15 protein-coding genes are annotated in these 17,818 nt (G+C 45.9%); 8 read left to right on the forward strand and 7 right to left on the reverse strand.

The window, feature by feature from the left end; all coding sequences use genetic code 11:
* The first annotated feature begins 23 nt into the window (after positions 1–23).
* The 5 genes from F0251_RS03330 to rlmJ all read left to right on the forward strand — a co-directional run bounded on the left by F0251_RS03330 (position 24) and on the right by rlmJ (position 7,492).
* Positions 24–2,798 carry a M16 family metallopeptidase gene (locus F0251_RS03330; RefSeq protein ID WP_171730317.1) on the forward strand — a complete coding sequence of 925 codons (2,775 nt, stop codon included), beginning with the start codon at positions 24–26 and terminating at the stop codon, positions 2,796–2,798.
* Between the two features lie 253 nt (positions 2,799–3,051).
* Entirely contained in the window at positions 3,052–3,516 is a 465-nt protein-coding gene (locus F0251_RS03335) for a hypothetical protein (protein ID WP_171730318.1), read from the forward strand.
* Between the two features lie 164 nt (positions 3,517–3,680).
* A complete protein-coding gene (gene secD, locus F0251_RS03340) occupies positions 3,681–5,480 on the forward strand; it encodes a protein translocase subunit SecD (protein ID WP_081090379.1) in 1,800 nt (599 codons plus the stop codon).
* Positions 5,481–5,482: 2 nt separating this feature from the next.
* Positions 5,483–6,424, forward strand: a complete 942-nt coding sequence (secF, locus tag F0251_RS03345) for a protein translocase subunit SecF (protein ID WP_171730319.1) — start codon at positions 5,483–5,485, stop codon at positions 6,422–6,424.
* 201 nt (positions 6,425–6,625) lie between these two features.
* Complete coding sequence (gene rlmJ, locus F0251_RS03350) at positions 6,626–7,492, forward strand: 23S rRNA (adenine(2030)-N(6))-methyltransferase RlmJ (RefSeq protein ID WP_171730320.1); 867 nt, start codon at positions 6,626–6,628, stop codon at positions 7,490–7,492.
* A gap of 297 nt (positions 7,493–7,789) precedes the next feature.
* Here the strand turns inward: rlmJ and F0251_RS03355 are convergent, their stop codons facing one another.
* The 3 genes from F0251_RS03355 to F0251_RS03365 form a co-directional block, all read right to left on the reverse strand.
* Positions 7,790–8,878 (reverse strand): alkene reductase, encoded by a 1,089-nt coding sequence (locus F0251_RS03355; protein WP_171730321.1) that lies wholly within the window; start codon positions 8,876–8,878, stop codon positions 7,790–7,792.
* Positions 8,879–8,951: 73 nt separating this feature from the next.
* Positions 8,952–10,145 carry an MFS transporter gene (locus tag F0251_RS03360; protein ID WP_105058653.1) on the reverse strand — a complete coding sequence of 398 codons (1,194 nt, stop codon included), beginning with the start codon at positions 10,143–10,145 and terminating at the stop codon, positions 8,952–8,954.
* Positions 10,146–10,230: 85 nt separating this feature from the next.
* Positions 10,231–10,914 (reverse strand): SDR family oxidoreductase, encoded by a 684-nt coding sequence (locus tag F0251_RS03365; protein WP_171730322.1) that lies wholly within the window; start codon positions 10,912–10,914, stop codon positions 10,231–10,233.
* 124 nt (positions 10,915–11,038) lie between these two features.
* Between F0251_RS03365 and F0251_RS03370 the strand changes: the two genes are divergently transcribed.
* Positions 11,039–11,968: a LysR family transcriptional regulator gene (locus F0251_RS03370; RefSeq protein WP_171730323.1), complete on the forward strand. Its 930-nt coding sequence runs from the start codon at positions 11,039–11,041 to the stop codon at positions 11,966–11,968.
* A 133-nt stretch (positions 11,969–12,101) separates the two neighbouring features.
* Here the strand turns inward: F0251_RS03370 and F0251_RS03375 are convergent, their stop codons facing one another.
* On the reverse strand, positions 12,102–14,129 hold the full coding sequence (locus tag F0251_RS03375; protein WP_253821612.1) for an alkyl sulfatase dimerization domain-containing protein: 2,028 nt from the start codon (positions 14,127–14,129) through the stop codon (positions 12,102–12,104).
* Positions 14,130–14,362: 233 nt separating this feature from the next.
* Complete coding sequence (locus F0251_RS03380) at positions 14,363–15,202, reverse strand: LysR family transcriptional regulator (protein ID WP_171730325.1); 840 nt, start codon at positions 15,200–15,202, stop codon at positions 14,363–14,365.
* Positions 15,203–15,409: 207 nt separating this feature from the next.
* On the opposite strand from F0251_RS03380, the gene F0251_RS03385 reads away from it, so the two are divergent.
* Positions 15,410–15,802, forward strand: coding sequence for a GFA family protein (locus F0251_RS03385; protein WP_105058658.1), 393 nt, complete (start codon positions 15,410–15,412; stop codon positions 15,800–15,802).
* A 9-nt stretch (positions 15,803–15,811) separates the two neighbouring features.
* Positions 15,812–16,279 carry an OsmC family protein gene (locus F0251_RS03390; protein ID WP_105058659.1) on the forward strand — a complete coding sequence of 156 codons (468 nt, stop codon included), beginning with the start codon at positions 15,812–15,814 and terminating at the stop codon, positions 16,277–16,279.
* Between the two features lie 191 nt (positions 16,280–16,470).
* On the opposite strand, the gene aroQ is transcribed toward F0251_RS03390, so the two are convergent.
* Complete coding sequence (gene aroQ / locus F0251_RS03395; RefSeq protein ID WP_008216825.1) at positions 16,471–16,914, reverse strand: type II 3-dehydroquinate dehydratase; 444 nt, start codon at positions 16,912–16,914, stop codon at positions 16,471–16,473.
* Positions 16,915–16,927: 13 nt separating this feature from the next.
* A complete protein-coding gene (locus tag F0251_RS03400; RefSeq protein WP_171730326.1) occupies positions 16,928–17,767 on the reverse strand; it encodes a shikimate dehydrogenase in 840 nt (279 codons plus the stop codon).
* Positions 17,768–17,818 lie beyond the last annotated feature (51 nt).

A 17,818-nucleotide genomic window follows, 5' to 3' on the forward strand; every position in this document is an offset into this window, starting at 1 on the left:
GTGAATGACATTAAGAGGTTGTTATGAAGACATATTATTTAGTGACGGCAATATGCTTTGCCCTGGTTGGTTGCAGTTCTACATCAAAAACCAATGAAACTTTAATTCAACCAGATCCTGCCTGGACATCTGCTCAACTGGACAATGGTTTTACCTACCATGTTTATCCTGATCATGAAGCATCGGTATCTGTGCGTTTAGTTGTGCACGCGGGCTCCATTCAAGAAACACCTCAACAAGAAGGCTATGCTCACTTTGTCGAGCACATGGCATTCAATGGCAGCAAGAACTTCTCTCAAAACGATGTTATTCGTCTATTTGAAGATGCGGGTTCTAGTTTCGGTGCGGACTTAAATGCTTATACCTCTTATGAAGAGACGGTGTATGAATTAGATTTGCCAGATAACCTCCAATTAGAGCAAGCCTTGACTTGGATGCGTGACGTTGGCGATGGCCTCGATCTCTCTAGTTCGGAAGTTGAAAAAGAAAAGGGAGTGATTCTTGGTGAGTTTCGTATGGCTCGTCTCGATGATAAGTCGTTCCCCGAGAAATATGTTGATTACCTATTCGAAGGCAGCCCTTATGAATCGCAAGATGCGCTAGGAACTAAAGCTTCGGTTGTGGCTGCCACGTCGGAAGGGCTTACCGACTTTTACCAAACTTGGTATCAACCTCAAATCGTTGAGCTAGTGGTTTCTGGTGATGTGGACCTTAAAACAGTGATCCCAATGATTGAAGAGAAATTTTCGAGCTGGGAGCGCGGTAAAACGTCAAAGCCACAAAAGCAGAATACGACTTCGTTCAATGAAGGTGACTACATTGAATATGCTGGCAGAGAAGCTCCGAGTATTTCTTTGACGTTTAACCGAGGTTTAAACACTGTTGAAACCCACGCTCAACAACATCAGCGTTGGTTGGATGAAACCACTCAGATTCTTATTCAACAGCGTTTAGAGGCAGACTTTAATGATGCAGCGCTACCGACGCAATGGATAACGTCAGATAACATCAGGTTGGGTGCTCTGCTTTATTCATCGACAAGTGTTGGCTTCCCAGCAGGCAGCCGTGATGCGGTTCAGAAAGCGTTGGTTTCTACTTTAACGTCGTTACGTGATTACGGTGTTTCTGAAGGAGAAATTGCGAGTGAGCTCCATTATTATCAAGACTCACTGGATGATATTGAGCACGACTGGGATAAAAGGGACAGTGTGGATCACGTGAACGATAAAGTGAACGCATCACTGTCTGGCGATATTGTCCAATCTCAAAAAGACTATCAGGCCAGCATGGAAGCCTTTCTTGCTAATTTAAGCCTTGAAGCGATTAATAAAAATATCAAAGAAGTCCTTTCGAGTGATTACTTTTTGATTGTCGGCATGGATGACAATGAGGATCGCACAGCGGTTCAGGCTTCTCTAGATGGATTAAAAGCTTCTTATAGTCAGCAGGGTACACAGATATTCGTAACGGCAACAGCCAGTGCATTTGCTTCGCCTACCGTACCCGGCGAGGTTGAATTGGTAGAGCAAATGTACGCCGATCCAAATATTCAAAAGTGGACTTTAAGTAATGGTATCGACATGTGGTACCTACGTGATTCATACGCGAAAGACGATGTTGGAATAATGTATGTGAGTCTTGGCGGTAAAGCGGCGTTGGATCCGGATTTATACGCAGCTGCAAATGTGACATTACCTGTTATTGCTCGAAGTGGTGCTGGTGACTTTACGGGATCTGAGCTGAAAGCCTACTTTGATCGTGAAGGGATTTTAGTCGATTCTTTTATTTCTTCGACGCGACATGGCATTGAGTTTAATATCGAAAAAGATGGGATGAGTGACGCGTTTGCTGCGCTATATACCTTCATGGTGTCTCCTAAAGTGAATTCTGATCAGCTTGAAGCTGTGAAGCAAGAGCTAGTGCAAGATAAAGAGTCCTTCCTAAGTACGCCTGTTGGTCAATTTGAACAAGCGATCAATCAAAATATTTATCGCTCGGGAAGCCGCCATCTATTCGTAAATAAAGAGCGTGTTAAAGCGGTTTCTGTTGAAGATGTCCGTGCTGTTCATCAACAATTATTTGGTCAACTAAGACACAACCAGTTGGTGGTCGTTGGTGATATCGACCCAAGTGAGTTGAAACCTCTAGTTCGTAAGTACTTAGCTTCAATTCCATTGCAAGCGGGGACGGTGCCAGACTTCAAAGTGGAGTACAAGCAACCAGCGAAACCACGTATTGATGTCGCGATCAACAACGTAAATAGTGCGGAATATATCTTACGAGTGATTCCAGAGCCGACGACGATAGAAAGTGGAGGCTGGACTGCAAAAGATGTCTTCATGGAAGACTTATTGCAACGTTTAGTCGCATCTCGTTTAGACTCTTATGTTCGTGAAGAGTTGAGTCTAGATTATTCACCTTATGCTTATGCGGCTTCGAATGATGGTGAACCGACTCATGAGTGGGTAATCGGAGCAATGATCGCGCCGGAGAACGTAGATACTGTTGAAATGGCGATTGATAGAGTGATCTCAGACCTCCTACAAGGTATTTCTGAAGACGAACTGCATTCGATAGTAAAACAGTTTGAAGCTGACTTCGTGCCACTAGAGGCAAGCTCTATCGATCAGGCGTGGTTTGTGTCTCGTTATCTATTGTATGGGTATGGAGTGGAAGCTTTGGCTGATGTTGACCGAGTCGCTAAAACAATATCGGTTGAAGACATGAATGCTCTGCTCCATCACCTATTTGGCGAGAATAGCCGTAAGGTTAAGAACATCATGCGTCCTGAAGCTTAATCGCTTTGATACTGTGTAATAGCTTTAAAACGTCATAACAATCAGCGTTGGACGCATACGTAATGGAAAGCCAAGCCTAGTTGCTTGGCTTTTTCTTTTTTTAGAAGCACTGAAGCTTAATCGGTTGCATTGAACCATTTTCTAAAAAAATGTTTTAAATCAAGACAGCTTTTCAATTGTGTTGTAGATTGGCGATCTACGAGAATGTTGTTTGGATATTAGATTGCTTAAACTGGGTACCCGATTAGTCTTAATGTTATTTTTACTGAGCTTTGGCTTAGTGAATTCTAACGGCTATTCGTTTCCTTCTAAGCCGTTTCAAATCGAGACTGCTCAACAGCAATCCTCAGTCAATAAACAGTGTAAGAACGCTGCAATTGATGACCCATTGGCCTATTTAGAGTGCGATAAAGCTCAGCTAGGCGCTTCGTCAGTAGGTGACAGCTCCAACTATCACGATACTGAATCTAGCCTTCAAGCGACGACTTACCGACGTATATCAACCAATGAGCAAGAAAGCGCGCCCGACCTTGAGCCTGCTTATCACTTGCTGATTGACTTCTCTCCCCCTTCTTTACTGGCTTCGCTGTTAGCGACAACCCCGATGTTGGACCTCAAACAGCACTGGACCAGTATTGTTAGCTCTCCGCCTTCCCGTTTGTCGGGGTGGAAAGAGGGCAACATCCAATATTCACATTTCCGAGAACTTATTAGCTAATCGTTTGCCCCTGATTGGTCGTATCGACGATCCTTTGTGTCCGTTGTTCTATCCAATCCTCAAAACAATTCGCGAATGCACTCTGCTGTCGTTTAATCAGTTTGGTCTGGTTGTCGTCAGTTTCGTACCTGTTCGCAACATATTAGCTTAAGAAATAAGAGATCTTGACTGTGAAAAAACGCATTCCAAGAAAACAAATCAACCACTACTCGAAGTGGAAATACGTGGTACTTATCACCACCATTATCATTATGATTCTGAGCGCTTTACCGTCTTGGTATGGCGAAGATGCTTCGGTTCAAATTAACAATCGCTCTGAGCAAACCATCGACGCGACGCAGGTGACTCAATACCTCGCGAGCGAAGGCATCCAAGCTAAATCGGCTTATCAGAAAGACAAGCGTTTAGTTGTGATATTGGAAGATGCAGAACAACAAGCGAAGGCCAAAGAGGTGCTGAATGAGCGCCTATTGGACAACGCGACTGTTGCGCTAGCGATGGAGCCAGCAGCACCAAAATGGCTGACTGACATGGGCTTCGCACCGATTCAGTTAGGCCTTGATTTACGTGGTGGTGTGCAGTTCCTGCTAGAAGTGGACATGGAACCGGTTTATCACGCACAAGCGCAATCTGTGGTCGACGAGATCACCAGCCAAGTGCGTTATGCACGCGGTAAAGTGGTGAACAACCAAGTTGAATTTAACTTCCGTACCGACGCGGATTTTGAAAAGGCGCAAAAACTGATTCGTGAAGAATTCCCACAATGGCAACGTGACCGTTCAGATAAATCGCTAACGTTAACTCAGTCTGAAGAAGAGCAAAGAACGCTACGTAACCTAACGGTTCAACAAAACCTGCAGATCATGCGCAGCCGTATTGAAGAGCTTGGTATCACCGAAGCTTCAATTCAACGCCAAGGTGAAAGCCGTATCCGTATCGAATTGCCGGGTGTACAAGATCCTGCAGCTGCAAAAGACGTGATTGGTGCCACGGCATCATTGGCATTCTACTCGGTTTACGACAACCCAACGCGCAACACTCAAACGCTAAAAGATACCGATGGCAACCGTGTGGTTGTCGCTCGTAAAGCAGTACTAAGTGGTGAACACATTATTGATGCACGTAGTGGCATTGGTGAAATGGGCAGCGCAGAAGTAAACATAACCCTAGACTCTGCGGGTGGTAAGAAAATGTCTGAATTCTCTCGTCATAATATCGGTAAGCCAATGGCGACTGTGTACAGCGAGTACAGCCGCGACAGAGCTGGTAACAGCGAGAAAACCAGTGAAGTGATCAGCGTAGCGAACATCCAATCTCAATTGGGCAGCCGTTTTAGAATTACTGGTGCTGGCACTATGGCTGAAGCGCAAGAGTTGGCTCTACTGCTTCGCGCTGGCTCATTAACCGCGCCTGTGACCATCATTGAAGAGCGTACCATTGGTCCATCTTTGGGCGCAGAAAACGTGACTAACGGCTTTGCTGCACTGGCGCTTGGTCTTGGTCTTACTCTTACGTTTATGGCGCTATGGTATCGCCGCCTTGGTTGGGTCGCGAATGGTGCGCTTATCGTTAACATGGTAACGCTGTTTGGTCTGATCGCATTGCTACCGGGTGCGGTATTAACACTGCCGGGTATTGCTGGTTTGGTATTAACCGTTGGTATGGCGGTGGATACTAACGTACTTATCTTCGAACGTATTCGAGACAAAATGAAAGAAGGACGCAGCTTTGCTAGCTCCATCGATCGAGGTTTCGATAGCGCGTTCTCATCTATCTTCGATGCTAACTTCACCACAATGATTGTAGCTGTCGCTCTTTACACCATTGGTAACGGACCAATTCAAGGCTTTGCTTTGACACTGGGCTTAGGTCTTCTAACCAGTATGTTTACGGGCATTTTTGCTTCACGAGCGATCATCAATTTGGTTTGGGGGCGTGACCAACGCCACGATGTAAGGATTTAAGCATGAGTACTTCAACAAAAATGACAATTTCAGAACGCTATTTCTCAAATAGTAATATGACTCTCCTACGTAAGGTGATGTCGGTAATCTCTATTGTGTTGTTCATGAGCTCAGTAATGCTGGTGGCCGTAAAAGGGTTCAACTGGGGCTTGGATTTTACAGGTGGTGTGGTCGCTGAGGTTCAACTTTCTGATCAAGTGACCAAAGACGCGCTGAAAACACAGCTTGATGCCGCTTTCCAACAAGACGTGCAAGTGGTTGGCATGGCAGAGCAAGACCGCTGGACCATTCGCTACAGCCAACTGACAGACGGACCGCAGATCAATTTAGTTGATGCTTTGGCATCGGTGAGTGACCAAGTGAAAGTGCTGAACAGCAGCGTGGTTGGCCCTCAAGTGGGTCAAGACATGGTTGACCAAGGTGGCTTAGCGGTATTGGTGTGTTTCTTAATGATCATGCTTTACCTAAGTGTCCGATTTGAATGGCGTTTAGCTCTAGGTGCTCTGGCTGCGATCATTTACGACGTGACGATTATCTTCGGCTTATTCGCCTTGACTCAGTTTGAGTTCAACCTAACGGTGTTAGCGGCGGTATTAGCGATTCTAGGTTACTCACTCAATGACTCGATCATTATCGCTGACCGTGTCCGTGAGATGCTGCGTGGCAACCCTAACGGTGATACCGACAACCTGCTTAACGAATCAGTTAAAGCAACGTTCTCTCGTACCATGGTGACTTCAGGTACGACGTTGTTGACGGTATCTGCGCTTTGGTTGCTTGGTGGCGCGGCGCTACAAGGCTTTGCAATCGCATTAGTAGTAGGCATTGCGAGTGGTACATGGTCTTCAATTTCGGTCGGTATCACCCTTCCGAAATTACTTGGTCTACAGCCTTGTCACTATCAAGTAAAACCACCTGTAGAAGTTGAGGGTGAGTACCCTTAGGTTATCTATTTTGATAATGCTGCAACTCAGTAAGTGAGTTCACTTTAGCCCTTCGTTTTTAACCGAACGAAGGGCTTTATTTTATTTAAGAGTCAAACAGTTAGGAAAAGAGAGCCTATTTCAAAAAACGACGGATTGAGCAGGCAAGTACTAATGATATGAAGTATGTTTATATGACGTTAGTAGAAATGAGGCAAGGGAATGGAATATCGACATCAATGTCACGTAGGCGACCACGGTGATGCACTGAAGCACCCTGTATTAAGTGCTCTGGTTCAGTCATTAATGCAGCAGCATTCGCGCCTCAATGTTATCGACACTCACTCTGGTACTGGGTGTTATGACCTAACCACTGCGCCAAGTAATCATGCGGGCGAATTTGCAGAAGGGGTTGGATATCTTTGGCGAAACAAGGCTTACCTTCCTGAGTCATTCGCTTCTTTTATGTCGGTGTTGGAATACTACAATCCGAATCAACTTATCACGCTGTATCCCGGTTCGGCGGCGATTACCTATCAACAAGGTCGCAGCCAAGATAGCTTCTATTTTTCAGACATTCAGCAAGATGAAGCCGATTTACTGCAAACCAACATTGAGAAGTTGCAACGTGACCTGGATGTCTCTAGCAAGCTGACCATTACTGCGGGTGATGGACTTAAAGCTCTGCCTGACGATGTTGCGAAACATGACAGCCATCACCTGATTGTGATCGATCCACCTTACGAAACGGATTCCGAATATCTCGCGGTGATCGATGCTTTGGTTAAGGCCTATCAGCAGTCGGAGAGAGTCTCTGCGTTAATTTGGTATCCGTTATACACAGATGATCGAAGCTCTCTAATATTGGACCACTGTGTGACAGCGGTGAAAGATGGCTTGTTGCCAAGTCCGATAAAGTCGGAATTGCGACTGCGCGACCCGAAAGGGGATGATCGCCTTATTGGCAGTGGCTTACTGTTATTTAACCCACCACAAGGCGTTGCAGGGACGGTTGCTGACACGCTCGATTATTTACATAGTCAGCTTGCAACCAATGGCGAAGGCTATTGGCAAATGAAAAGTCTATAAGCCTGATATGTAGGGGCTTTTTGGTGGATTAGTAGACACAGCTCACTAATTCACTGTTATTTGTGTGGTTTAAATTGACCAAACGCTAACTTTTATCGATTGATTAATTGCAGTGAATCATTTAAAAATGGAATATCAATGCGCGCAAGTGCATAATGGCTCATAAGTTAAATAATTAGCCCAAATTAATATCAGATTGTGGTTTACCCCCTAAACTGCATTAGGCTCGCACTAGTCACGCGAGCCTTTCTTTTGCCTGTCGTAAAACTCAAGGCATCACTATCACTTCAAAATTCACTACAACGCCGGATAATCGATATAGCCTTTTTCATTGCCGCCGAATAGAGTCGCGCCATCGAGTTGTGCTAACTCACTGCCGTTTTGCAGGCGTGATACCAGATCGGGGTTGGCAACAAATGGGCGACCAAATGCGACGAGATCGGCGTAGCCTTTGCCTAACACTTCTTCGGCGCGTTCTGGTGTGTAGCTGCCAGCGACGATGATAGTGTTGGAGAATAGCTCCCTTAGTTCTACTCGGAAGCTTTCAGGGATCACGGGTGCATCATCCCAGTCGGCTTCTGATAGGTGTAGATAAGCGATATTACGAGCTTGCAGTTCCTTTGACGCATCTAAAATGGTTGGCACTATGTCTGGGCAGTTCATATCTTTGAAGGTGATGAATGGAGCCAAGCGCACGCCCACCTTATCGGCGCCAATCGCATCAATCACTGCATCCACTACTTCGATTAGAAAACGAAGTCGGTTCTCGCGGCTACCGCCATAGTTGTCGTTGCGCTTGTTTGAGTTAGTTCTTAGGAACTGGTCAATCAGGTAGCCATTGCCGCCATGGATCTCGACACCATTAAAGCCTGCTTCGATGGCTTTCTTGGCCGAGTTGGCAAAATCTTGAACCACTCGATCGATGTCTGCTTGGGTCATCTCTCTTGGTTGGATGCAATCGACCATGTTGCCGTTGCCATTCTCATCAGAAATCCACACCTGAGTTTCTATTGGAGCCAAAGCTGAGGGTGCTATCGGCAGTTCGCCTTTTTGAAAGGTAGGGTGAGACACGCGGCCGACATGCCAGAGCTGACAGAATATTGCAGCGCCTTGTTCTTTGGCTGCTTTGGTTACTGACTTCCAACCTTCAATCTGTGCATCGGTGTAAACGCCGGGAGTGAATGAGTAGCCTTGAGAGTCATCAGAGATCTGTGTCGCTTCAGTGATGATAAGCCCAGCGCTAGCACGTTGTTGGTAATAGGTCGCCATCATGTCGTTTGGTACATTGCCCGGTTGACTGGTACGAGCGCGAGTCATAGGTGCCATAACGACACGGTTTTGAAGTGCTAGACCTTTGAGTGCTGATGTTTCGAATAATTTGTTCATGGTATCCACCTTGTTTTAATTCAGTACTTTTTAATTCAATGTTTATAGTTTTGTATTCGGGTTATAGAGCGGATTACTTGCTTTCCGCTGGGCTAAAAATCGATTTGCTCTGAGGCTTATCAGCTCGGTTGGCTTTGGCGATAAGTAGCAAGCCAATTACAGGAACAACAACGGCTGCGAATGGAATCATGCCTGCGCCTAGCTGGCTGTCGAGTACCATGCCACCAAGGAATCCACCGAAGGCATTCGCCAAGTTAAACGCTGAGATATTCGCTGTTGCTGCTAGCTCTTGGCCTTCGCCACCGTGGTTCATTACTCGAAGTTGCATGGCAGGAACGTTCGCAAATGATGCAATACCAAAGACAAATGCAGCTGCAACGAATAGGATTTTGTTGTCTACCACTAGGCCCACCACAATCAGTGAAGCGATCATCGCGACAGCCCAAAACATGGAAGCTTTGCCTAAATCTTTATCGGAAGAGCGGCCGCCTAATGTGTTACCTATGATTAAGCCCACACCGACAATCACTAAGATCCAAGTGACTGAGTCTTGACCGTAGCCCGTGATGTGCATGGCAATAGGCGCAAGGTAGCCGTAAAGCGTCATAAACCCAGACCAAGCAAAAGCGGTGATCGCCAAGCTGATAAGCAGCATTGGATTTTTAAATGCCATTAGTTGAGTCTTGATGTCTTTCGCTTCGCTGTGACCGCTTGATTTGATAGATGTCAGGATAGAAATCATTGCGATGGTGCCAAGTGCAGCCACGGTAAAGAAGGTGGTGTGCCAACCGAACTGCAAGCTAATCCATGTACCAGCAGGAACGCCAAGAACGTTAGCCAGTGTTAAGCCTGCGAACATTTGACCAACCGCGCGGCCTGCCATTTTTTCCGACACTAGGTTGGTCGCAACAACCGCACCGATGCCATAGAAAGGCCCTTGAACTAAGCCTGCAATCACACGGCTAGCGAGCAGCAATGAGTAGTTAGGCGCTAGGGCTGACAAGACATTACCAATAATGAATAGCGCCATTAATCCAATCAGCACCATCTTCTTATTAAAGCGAGCAAGGTAGATGGTTAAGATTGGCCCGCCGATAACGATAGCTAACGCATAAGCACTGATTAGATAACCTGCTTGGCCTTCTGTGATCGAAAGGGATGTGGCAATTTGTGGAAGAATGCCTGCGATAACAAACTCAGCGGTGCCGATCGCAAATGCTGCGAGTGTCAGTATCCAAACTTGGAATGGGATCTGTTCTTTTTTCATGATGATATGCCTATGTAAATTCTGGTTTGTTAGGACGCTTAGGTACACGTCCTAACGGTTGTTCTTTATGTCTTTGCGAGGTGTTTTAGCCGAGTAGCGCACCGCCATCGATGTCGATGATTGACCCAGTTACGTATGGGTTATTAATCGCGAACAGGTAACCCATGGCTATCTCTGAAGCTTCGCCAACCTTGCCTGCTGGTAGGTTGTTTTTGGCGTTGTCGTACATGCTTGCACGAGTGGAATCGTCCATGTTTTTGTAGGCTTCAGTCATGGTTAGGCCCGGGCTGACGGCATTGACGCGAATAGGTGCGAGTTCTTTTGCAAGCACCTTAGTCACACTTTCTAGCGCGGCGTTGATGGCGGTTTTTACGTAAGTACCAGCCACTACTTTGCGAGACAACATGCCTGTGGTGAGCGTGATAGAACCCTTGGGTTTGATGTAACGTGCCGCATGTTTTGCGACGTTTAGGCTGCCCCAAAGCTTGGTATCAAATGCCGTTTTTGCGTCTTCAAGCGCAACGTCTGTCACCTTTCCTGCCGGAGCAGATGAGCCAGCAGTGACCACCAAATGATCGAAGGGACCAATGGATTCGAAGTATTCGCAAATCGACTTTTCATTGCTGATATCAAGGCCTGTGTGTCGGCTAGCAATGTGTACCGTGTTGTCTTCGTTTCTCAATTGCATCGCCAATGCTTTGCCGATACCTGACGTGCCACCAATGATGACGAAAGTGCTTTTTTCTTGGTTCGTTACTACGTTGTTCATGTTCTGAATTCCTGCGTGTTCTGCTGATGGTTGCCATTATATTTATTCGATTAATTTTGATAATTGGCTAAAATGTGAATTCATTATTCGGTTAAAATGAACAGTGTGACGAGGAAGAAGTAGCATGGATAAGTTTTCAGACATGGCGATGTTCGTCAGTATCGTGAAGCATCAAGGTTTGGCTGCAGCTGGGCGGGAGCTAGGTTTATCGCCTGCGACCATGACAGCAAGGCTTCAGGCACTTGAAGAACGATATGGTGTGAAGTTGCTGAATCGAAGTACGCGTCATGTGTCTTTGACCGACTCTGGCGAGCTGTATCACAAGGCGTGTTTGGAGATATTAGATAACGTTAGCGAAGCAGAAAACCTGATTCAAAATGGTGTCAAAGAAGTCAAAGGTCCACTCAAAATCGCCGCGCCGAAAGACATCGGCAAGCAGTACATCCTGCCAATCTTGTCGGAGTTTTGTCAGCAATATCCCGACGTGGTCCCTTACCTGTATTTGAACGATAACCTATCGAACATTGCTGAGTCGGGCATGGATGTGGTGATTCGTTACGGAGAGTTGGTCGACAGCAGTTTGATATCTAGGCGCTTGTCACCAAGCCGACGTGTGCTCTGTGCTTCTCCTGAATATCTTGCCAAGCATGGTACGCCCCTAACGCCGCAAGACTTGGTTGAACACGACTGTTTAGCAATGCTGCGCAGCAATGAAGAACTGAAAACATGGCACTTCCAAGATCACGACATGAAGAAGTCGATTACCGTTGTGCCAAAGCGATTCTCAGACGACGGTGAAGTGATTCGCTACTGGGCATTAAAAGGTGAGGGCATTGCCCTTAAATCAGTACTGGATGTGCAAGACGACATCAATAACCAACGCCTTGTGACTTTGCTAAACGGTTACATGAAGAACTTCAACACCGCGATGTCAGTGTCGAGTGCCGATTTGAATGTGGTGTACATCAGCAAGAAATATCAGCCGAAGCGTATCCGGCTGTTTCTTGATTTCTTGTTTGAGCGGTTTGGAGATTGCGTCAACTCGAGTTGTTGATTTCCAAGTTACGAAAATAATAGAAATACAACGATGGCAACCGCTAACGCTCTTGGGATAAAGGTATCTTTGTCTATCATGGGCACCTCTTATCGTGCCTCAAATATATGAGGCACGGGTTATGTTTTTGGGGTTAGCGAAGGTGTAAGTAGAACGGAGAGAAGGTATCAATTACGTCAACTAAACGTTGAAGTTGCTTGATATCACCCTTGGTTGCCTTCGCCGTTGATTCTTCAACAGTGATGTCTTTGACTAGGAACAAATGAACAAGGTCTTGTTTTGACATCTCGACCGTTAGATCGGCGCTCTCGGAGCTAAAACCATTGTCGACAGCCATCGTGCGGTTAGACACGTTCACAAGGTATGGGCTTCCATCCACAACAAGGTTGATAACGTACGTCTCGTTGGTGTTCAGTTGCTCGGCCATAAGGCGAGTTGGAATCAGTGACATCACGTCATCGGTTGGTGCCTCAACGAACTTGCTGGCATCGCCGAAGAAGTTCATTGTATCGAGTACACCATCTAATTCTCCGCGAAGCTCTGCTGCACCTGTGAGTGCCCAGTGACGCCAACCCGGAGTCGATTGTTCCCAGCCCCAACGCTCTAGTGCAACGGCTTTTTGTCCACGAGCATACATATCGCTGTGATCGATGCGGATAACATGCGTTAGGATCTGCATCGCTTCACCGTACTGTTGTTTTTCGATCATGCGGTCCGCGGCCTTTTTAATGGCGTCTGGGCCTCCCATCATATCAACATACAGTTGCGCCATGTCCTTGTGTGGTGGCTTCGCAAACTCACTGGCATCACCATTGAACCAACCGACATTGCCAGCATAGATATTGGCAACATTTTGATATTCTGAGCCACGCAGCGGGCGCAAGTAGTCATGATCCTTGAGTTCTTCTGGAAGGCGAATGCTGTCCGAAAGCTCATGCATGGTATAGCCTTTGTTGATATGGCGAACCGTTTGATCTTGCATGTAGCGCAGTGAATCCGCGTAGGCTTTCATCACATCTTCAACACGCTCTTGGCTGACTGCAGAACGGCCGTGGTGTAGCGAAAGCGTTTTTGGCTGATAGCGGCGCATGCGGTCTATAGAATCTGCCCACTCAAGGCCGTCACGGTACTCTGCACCACGAATGGTGTAGAGATTTGGAATGGTTTCACCTTGAATGGTATCGCCACCGACCATGTCTCCCGTTTCATGTACGTAGAGTGCAACACCATCTGGCGCTTCACCAGGTGTGTGGAAAAACTCCAATGTAAGTCCATCGACCTTCATGATCATCAGATCGTCTACTAAGATATTTGGCGCGAAGAAGGATTTGTTTTGCGATTGCATCACGATGTCTGCTGGGTAGCCAACACCTTGGTTTACCCCTTTATCGTAGTCATTGTTATGAGGGATAAAGGCACCAAATGCATACGCGGTTCGAATCGACTGTTGATTAAGGTAAATGCCAGACTCTTCGTTCATTTTCTTTTGGAAATCAACATGAGCGATGACATTAATTTTACCAGATTCGAAGTCTTCTCGCGTTGCTAGCCCCTCGGTTCCTGCCCATTGATCTGGGTGGTGGTGAGTATAGAAAATCGTATGAACTTCACGCTCATCTCCTGTCGCTTCACGATAAGCCGACAGCATGGCTTCACCGGTTTCTGCTGTTGAACCAGCGTCGATAATGATCAGTCCTTTGTCACCTTGAAGGAAGGTAATTGAAGCACCCTCAAAACCAAATGCGTTGTACATGCGGTCTGATAGTTTAAAGATCACAGGGTTGGTCATTGCTTCTTCCATTGCTGCTAACTCTGGATGAATTTTGCCTTCTTGTAGAGCCTTTTCCATGTTTTCTTTGTTGTATTCAGGCGTGAATAGAGGCTCACCTCGCCAAATTATTTCTGGGAATGACCCTGCTAGTTTTGTCGAGGCATTTTCAGACAAAGGAAAGTAACTTTGCTGCTCAGCAGACATGGTTGGAGAGAGAAACTCAATGCCATTAGCAAACGGGTCATAGTTGTTAGAAAGTACAACATCGTACTCGCTCATATCGAATGAGTGGTCGTGGTCGCCGTGAGTTAAACGTTCTGATGCATGATGAGAGTGAGCCATCACATTACAAGACGCTAAAATTGAGAGAGCAATAATGGTTTTTTTCATAGTGTTACCCTGGTTCTGTATTTCGTATGAATCAGACTCAGAATCCATCCTGTTTCGTCGTTCTTCAAAAGTTGAAGGATACGAGGTTATGTAATGTGCCTCGTTGATGACGATATATTAGGCAGTTCTTAAGCGGCGAACCATTGGGTAGTAGCTATAAAAAACATAGATTTTATCTATGTAAGATGGGTTATTTTGTCATTAATTACGACTCATCACCTTTTGTATAGTTTTTATTTATTTGAGGGTGTTGTTAGATGCTTTTTGATGTGCTCTCGAATTTGAGCATGTCTTTGATCTTGAATACTGCGTTTGTGATAAATCATTTTCATTTCGTAGTCACGCAGCGTAAATGGTGGTTCTAGGACTTTTAGCCCTAGCTCTTCTGCTAAATCAAACATGGATTCGCTGACAATACACACTGCGTCAGAGTTACGGGCGTTCAGCAGTAGATTCGATTGACCGGACACTTCTCGAACCACGTTACGATCAAAGGCTTCTTCAGTTCGGGTTTCTAGTGCGCTTACATTTTTGTCTTTTAGGCGCAGCATGATGTGCTCGGCGTTTTTGAACTGCTCAAGTGAGATGGTGTCGCCAATCGTTGGGTGGTCTTTACGGCATGCGAGTGCGAGCTTTTGAGAGCCGATCGATTCAACAATAAAAGAGTGATCAGTAACAGAGATATCGTCGATAACAACATCCACCTCTCCGGTCCTTAGTTTGTCCAAAGTGCTGTATTCAATGGCGGAAGTTTCAACAAAGTAGACCCCTTCATAGCCAGGGAGTGCCTGCATGATCACTTCTGGGCAGCAGATTTTTAGCTTTCTCTCTTCTTTAAAAACTGAGTCGAGGCGGCCTAATATTTCTCGACATTGCTCAGCAAGATAATGCGCATCTTCTGTCGGTTGAATTGAACGGCTGGTGCGATAAAACATGATTTTTCCGCTCTGCTCTTCAAAGTTTTTGATCGCGGCGGTCATCGATGGTTGAGTCATATTCATATGTTCTGCTGCCTTCGAAATACTCTTGAAATCATAGGCTGCGAGAAAGTGTTTAATCAGATTGAGATTCATATAGGTGTGCCCTGTAGAAAGAGATTAAATAATTTGAATATGACTCGGTCATTGCTGTTTAGGTGACGATAGAGTCAGTGATGTCGAAATTTAGCTTAAATTATGTAATGAAAACATGCGCTATATATTTGTCGGAAAACACATTTTTTTACCAAAATAACAAATCAAGATATGATGGATGAAAAGTAATCAGTACAAGGAGTGCTCATGAAACTAGTCGGTAACACCGTGATCCAACCTTTTCACAAAGCCACCTGTCACTGCGGTGCGGTGGAGTTAGAGCTCAGCCTGCCTAACGGAATCGAAAAGCCGCGTCGCTGCGATTGCTCTATCTGTCGTCGAAAAGGTGCGATTGTTGGTTCTGTTGCGTTGGATGGTATCAAGATCCTTAAAGGTGCAGAATATCTGAAGTTATATCAATTCAATACCAACACCGCGAAGCACTACTTTTGTTCGAACTGCGGTATCTATACTCATCATCAACGTCGTTCTAGCCCAAATGAATACGGGTTCAATATTGGTTGTTTGGAAGGGGTGAACCCTTTTGATATTGGTGATGTGGTGACTAACGATGGTGTGAACCACCCTGCGGATCGCTAAGGAGAAAACATGTCTGATTATGGTGCCCTGATTCGTTGGCAGAAAGGCGAAGATGAGGCTTTTAGCGATAACCAATACAGTCGCGGGCATACATGGGAGTTCGATGGTGGCGTTATTGTACCTGCGTCGTCATCGCCTCATGTTGTGCCACTACCACTTTCCGTTGAGGAAAATGTTGATCCCGAAGAAGCCTTTATTGCGGCTATTGCCAGTTGTCATATGCTGACCTTTTTGGGAATCGCGGCTAAACAAAAGTACGTGATTGAGTCTTACGTTGATGATGCGATTGGTGTTCTTGAAGAGGATAAAGCGGGGCGAGCTTGGGTTAGCCATGTGACGCTTAAACCCCAAATCCAATTTGTTGGTGATAAGCGCCCATCGGATAAACAGCTCGAAAAGTTGCATCATCTGGCGCACAGTAACTGCTTCATTGCCAATTCGGTAAAAACCGAGATCACGGTAGAGATAGACTCGTAACCCACACGATTTTCTCAGTTGTACTCAGAGAAGTTAGATGTTTACTGATTTCGAGACGAGTTAAATAGATTAAGGGAGCAACTTAGCGATGCTCCCTTACTTTAGATAGTGACTGCGATTGATAGGGCATTGCTCAAACCGATCTGCTTACAATGACTTCTTCAAAGCGCCTCTCAACGTATTCAGTTTAATTACTTATCTAACAAAAAATCCAAAGCTAATTTGTAGCCTTTTGTGCCCATACCTATGATGGTTCCTGCAGCGACAGGTGAGATGTATGAGTGATGGCGGAAAGCTTCGCGTGCATGCACGTTAGAGATGTGGACTTCAACCACTGGTACTTCAACCCCTTTGATCGCATCGTGAAGCGCAATCGATGTGTGCGTGTAAGCACCCGGGTTAAACACAACGCCAGCGCATTCACCTTGAGTAAACTCGCGGCCCGCTTTGTGGATAGCATCAATTAGGCTGCCTTCGGTATTGCTTTGAAAACACTCAGCGTCATAACCATACTCTGCAGCGACTTTGCGGCAGTTTTCTTCTACGTCAGCCAGTGTTTCGTAGCCGTATTGTGCAGGCTCACGTGTGCCAAGTAGGTTTAGGTTTGGTCCGTTGAGTATTAAGATTTTTTTCATTGAGTCATTGTCCTTAACGTAAATTTGCAAGCTGTGTTTGCTTAAAGGTTTTGAGTTGTTGAGTTGAAATTTGGGCACCAGTGAACAGGGAGAACGCGTCATGTGCTTGATGGAAAAAGAGCTCAAAGCCACTCAACGTCTTGATAGATTTCTGCTGTGCGGCTTTTAGAAACTCTGTCTCCCGTGGGATGTATACGGCATCAAAACACCACGCCTGCTCCTGCAACCAAGAGGCCTCAATTGGGCAGCCGGGTGTTTGATAATGACCGATGGGCGTGCAATTGAGGACACCTTCTGCTTTCTGTACCGCTGTTTCTAGCGTCGTTTCATTCAAACATACGGTATCTATATTCTCAGCCGCAAGCAGCTTCGCTAGGCTATTCATTTTTGTTAGATCCCGGTCATAGATTGCGATCTCTGTCGCACCGAGATCGGCAAGAGAAAAGCAGATTGCTTTGCCGACGCCACCACAACCAAGCAACACCACTTTGCCCGGCTTGTGCTGAGCAAATTGGTTAAATGCAGCGATAAAGCCGCTGTAGTCGGTGTTGTAAGCAGTGATCTGTTGGTCGCGTTTAACCAGCGTGTTGGCCGCACCGACTCGTTTGGCACAAGGCGCGAGCTGATCGGCGACCGATAGTATTTGTTCTTTGTAGGGATAGGTAACGTTAGCGGAATCAATCTCGTTGTCGAACAAGTCAGTAGTGTGCTGGTGGAGTGCTTCTGCGCTGTTAGTAGTCAGCTCTTCGAGTTGATAGTGCAGTTCAATATTAAGTTTTTCAGCAAGGGCATTGTGAAAATCTGGCGATTGAGAACGTTGGATGTTCTGCCCTATGAGTCGACATTGAATCATGATTCACTCCTTATCGTTATTTGTTACTACGCTAGCAAAACCCTCTTTCTC

The sequence above is a fragment of the Vibrio sp. 070316B genome, from assembly GCF_013114115.1.
In the GTDB taxonomy this organism is placed as follows: domain Bacteria; phylum Pseudomonadota; class Gammaproteobacteria; order Enterobacterales; family Vibrionaceae; genus Vibrio; species Vibrio chagasii_B.

Coding starts and splice junctions, on each gene's coding strand:
- F0251_RS03330 (WP_171730317.1), top strand. CDS start 24: ATGAAGACATATTATTTAGTGACGGCAATATGCTTTGCCCTGGTTGGT.
- F0251_RS03370 (WP_171730323.1), top strand. CDS start 11,039: ATGGATAAGTTTTCAGACATGGCGATGTTCGTCAGTATCGTGAAGCAT.
- F0251_RS03390 (WP_105058659.1), top strand. CDS start 15,812: ATGTCTGATTATGGTGCCCTGATTCGTTGGCAGAAAGGCGAAGATGAG.
- secF (WP_171730319.1), top strand. CDS start 5,483: ATGAGTACTTCAACAAAAATGACAATTTCAGAACGCTATTTCTCAAAT.
- F0251_RS03355 (WP_171730321.1), bottom strand. CDS start 8,878: ATGAACAAATTATTCGAAACATCAGCACTCAAAGGTCTAGCACTTCAA.
- F0251_RS03375 (WP_253821612.1), bottom strand. CDS start 14,129: ATGAAAAAAACCATTATTGCTCTCTCAATTTTAGCGTCTTGTAATGTG.
- aroQ (WP_008216825.1), bottom strand. CDS start 16,914: ATGAAAAAAATCTTAATACTCAACGGACCAAACCTAAACCTACTTGGC.
- rlmJ (WP_171730320.1), top strand. CDS start 6,626: ATGGAATATCGACATCAATGTCACGTAGGCGACCACGGTGATGCACTG.
- F0251_RS03365 (WP_171730322.1), bottom strand. CDS start 10,914: ATGAACAACGTAGTAACGAACCAAGAAAAAAGCACTTTCGTCATCATT.
- F0251_RS03360 (WP_105058653.1), bottom strand. CDS start 10,145: ATGAAAAAAGAACAGATCCCATTCCAAGTTTGGATACTGACACTCGCA.
- F0251_RS03400 (WP_171730326.1), bottom strand. CDS start 17,767: ATGATTCAATGTCGACTCATAGGGCAGAACATCCAACGTTCTCAATCG.
- F0251_RS03380 (WP_171730325.1), bottom strand. CDS start 15,202: ATGAATCTCAATCTGATTAAACACTTTCTCGCAGCCTATGATTTCAAG.
- F0251_RS03335 (WP_171730318.1), top strand. CDS start 3,052: ATGTTATTTTTACTGAGCTTTGGCTTAGTGAATTCTAACGGCTATTCG.
- F0251_RS03385 (WP_105058658.1), top strand. CDS start 15,410: ATGAAACTAGTCGGTAACACCGTGATCCAACCTTTTCACAAAGCCACC.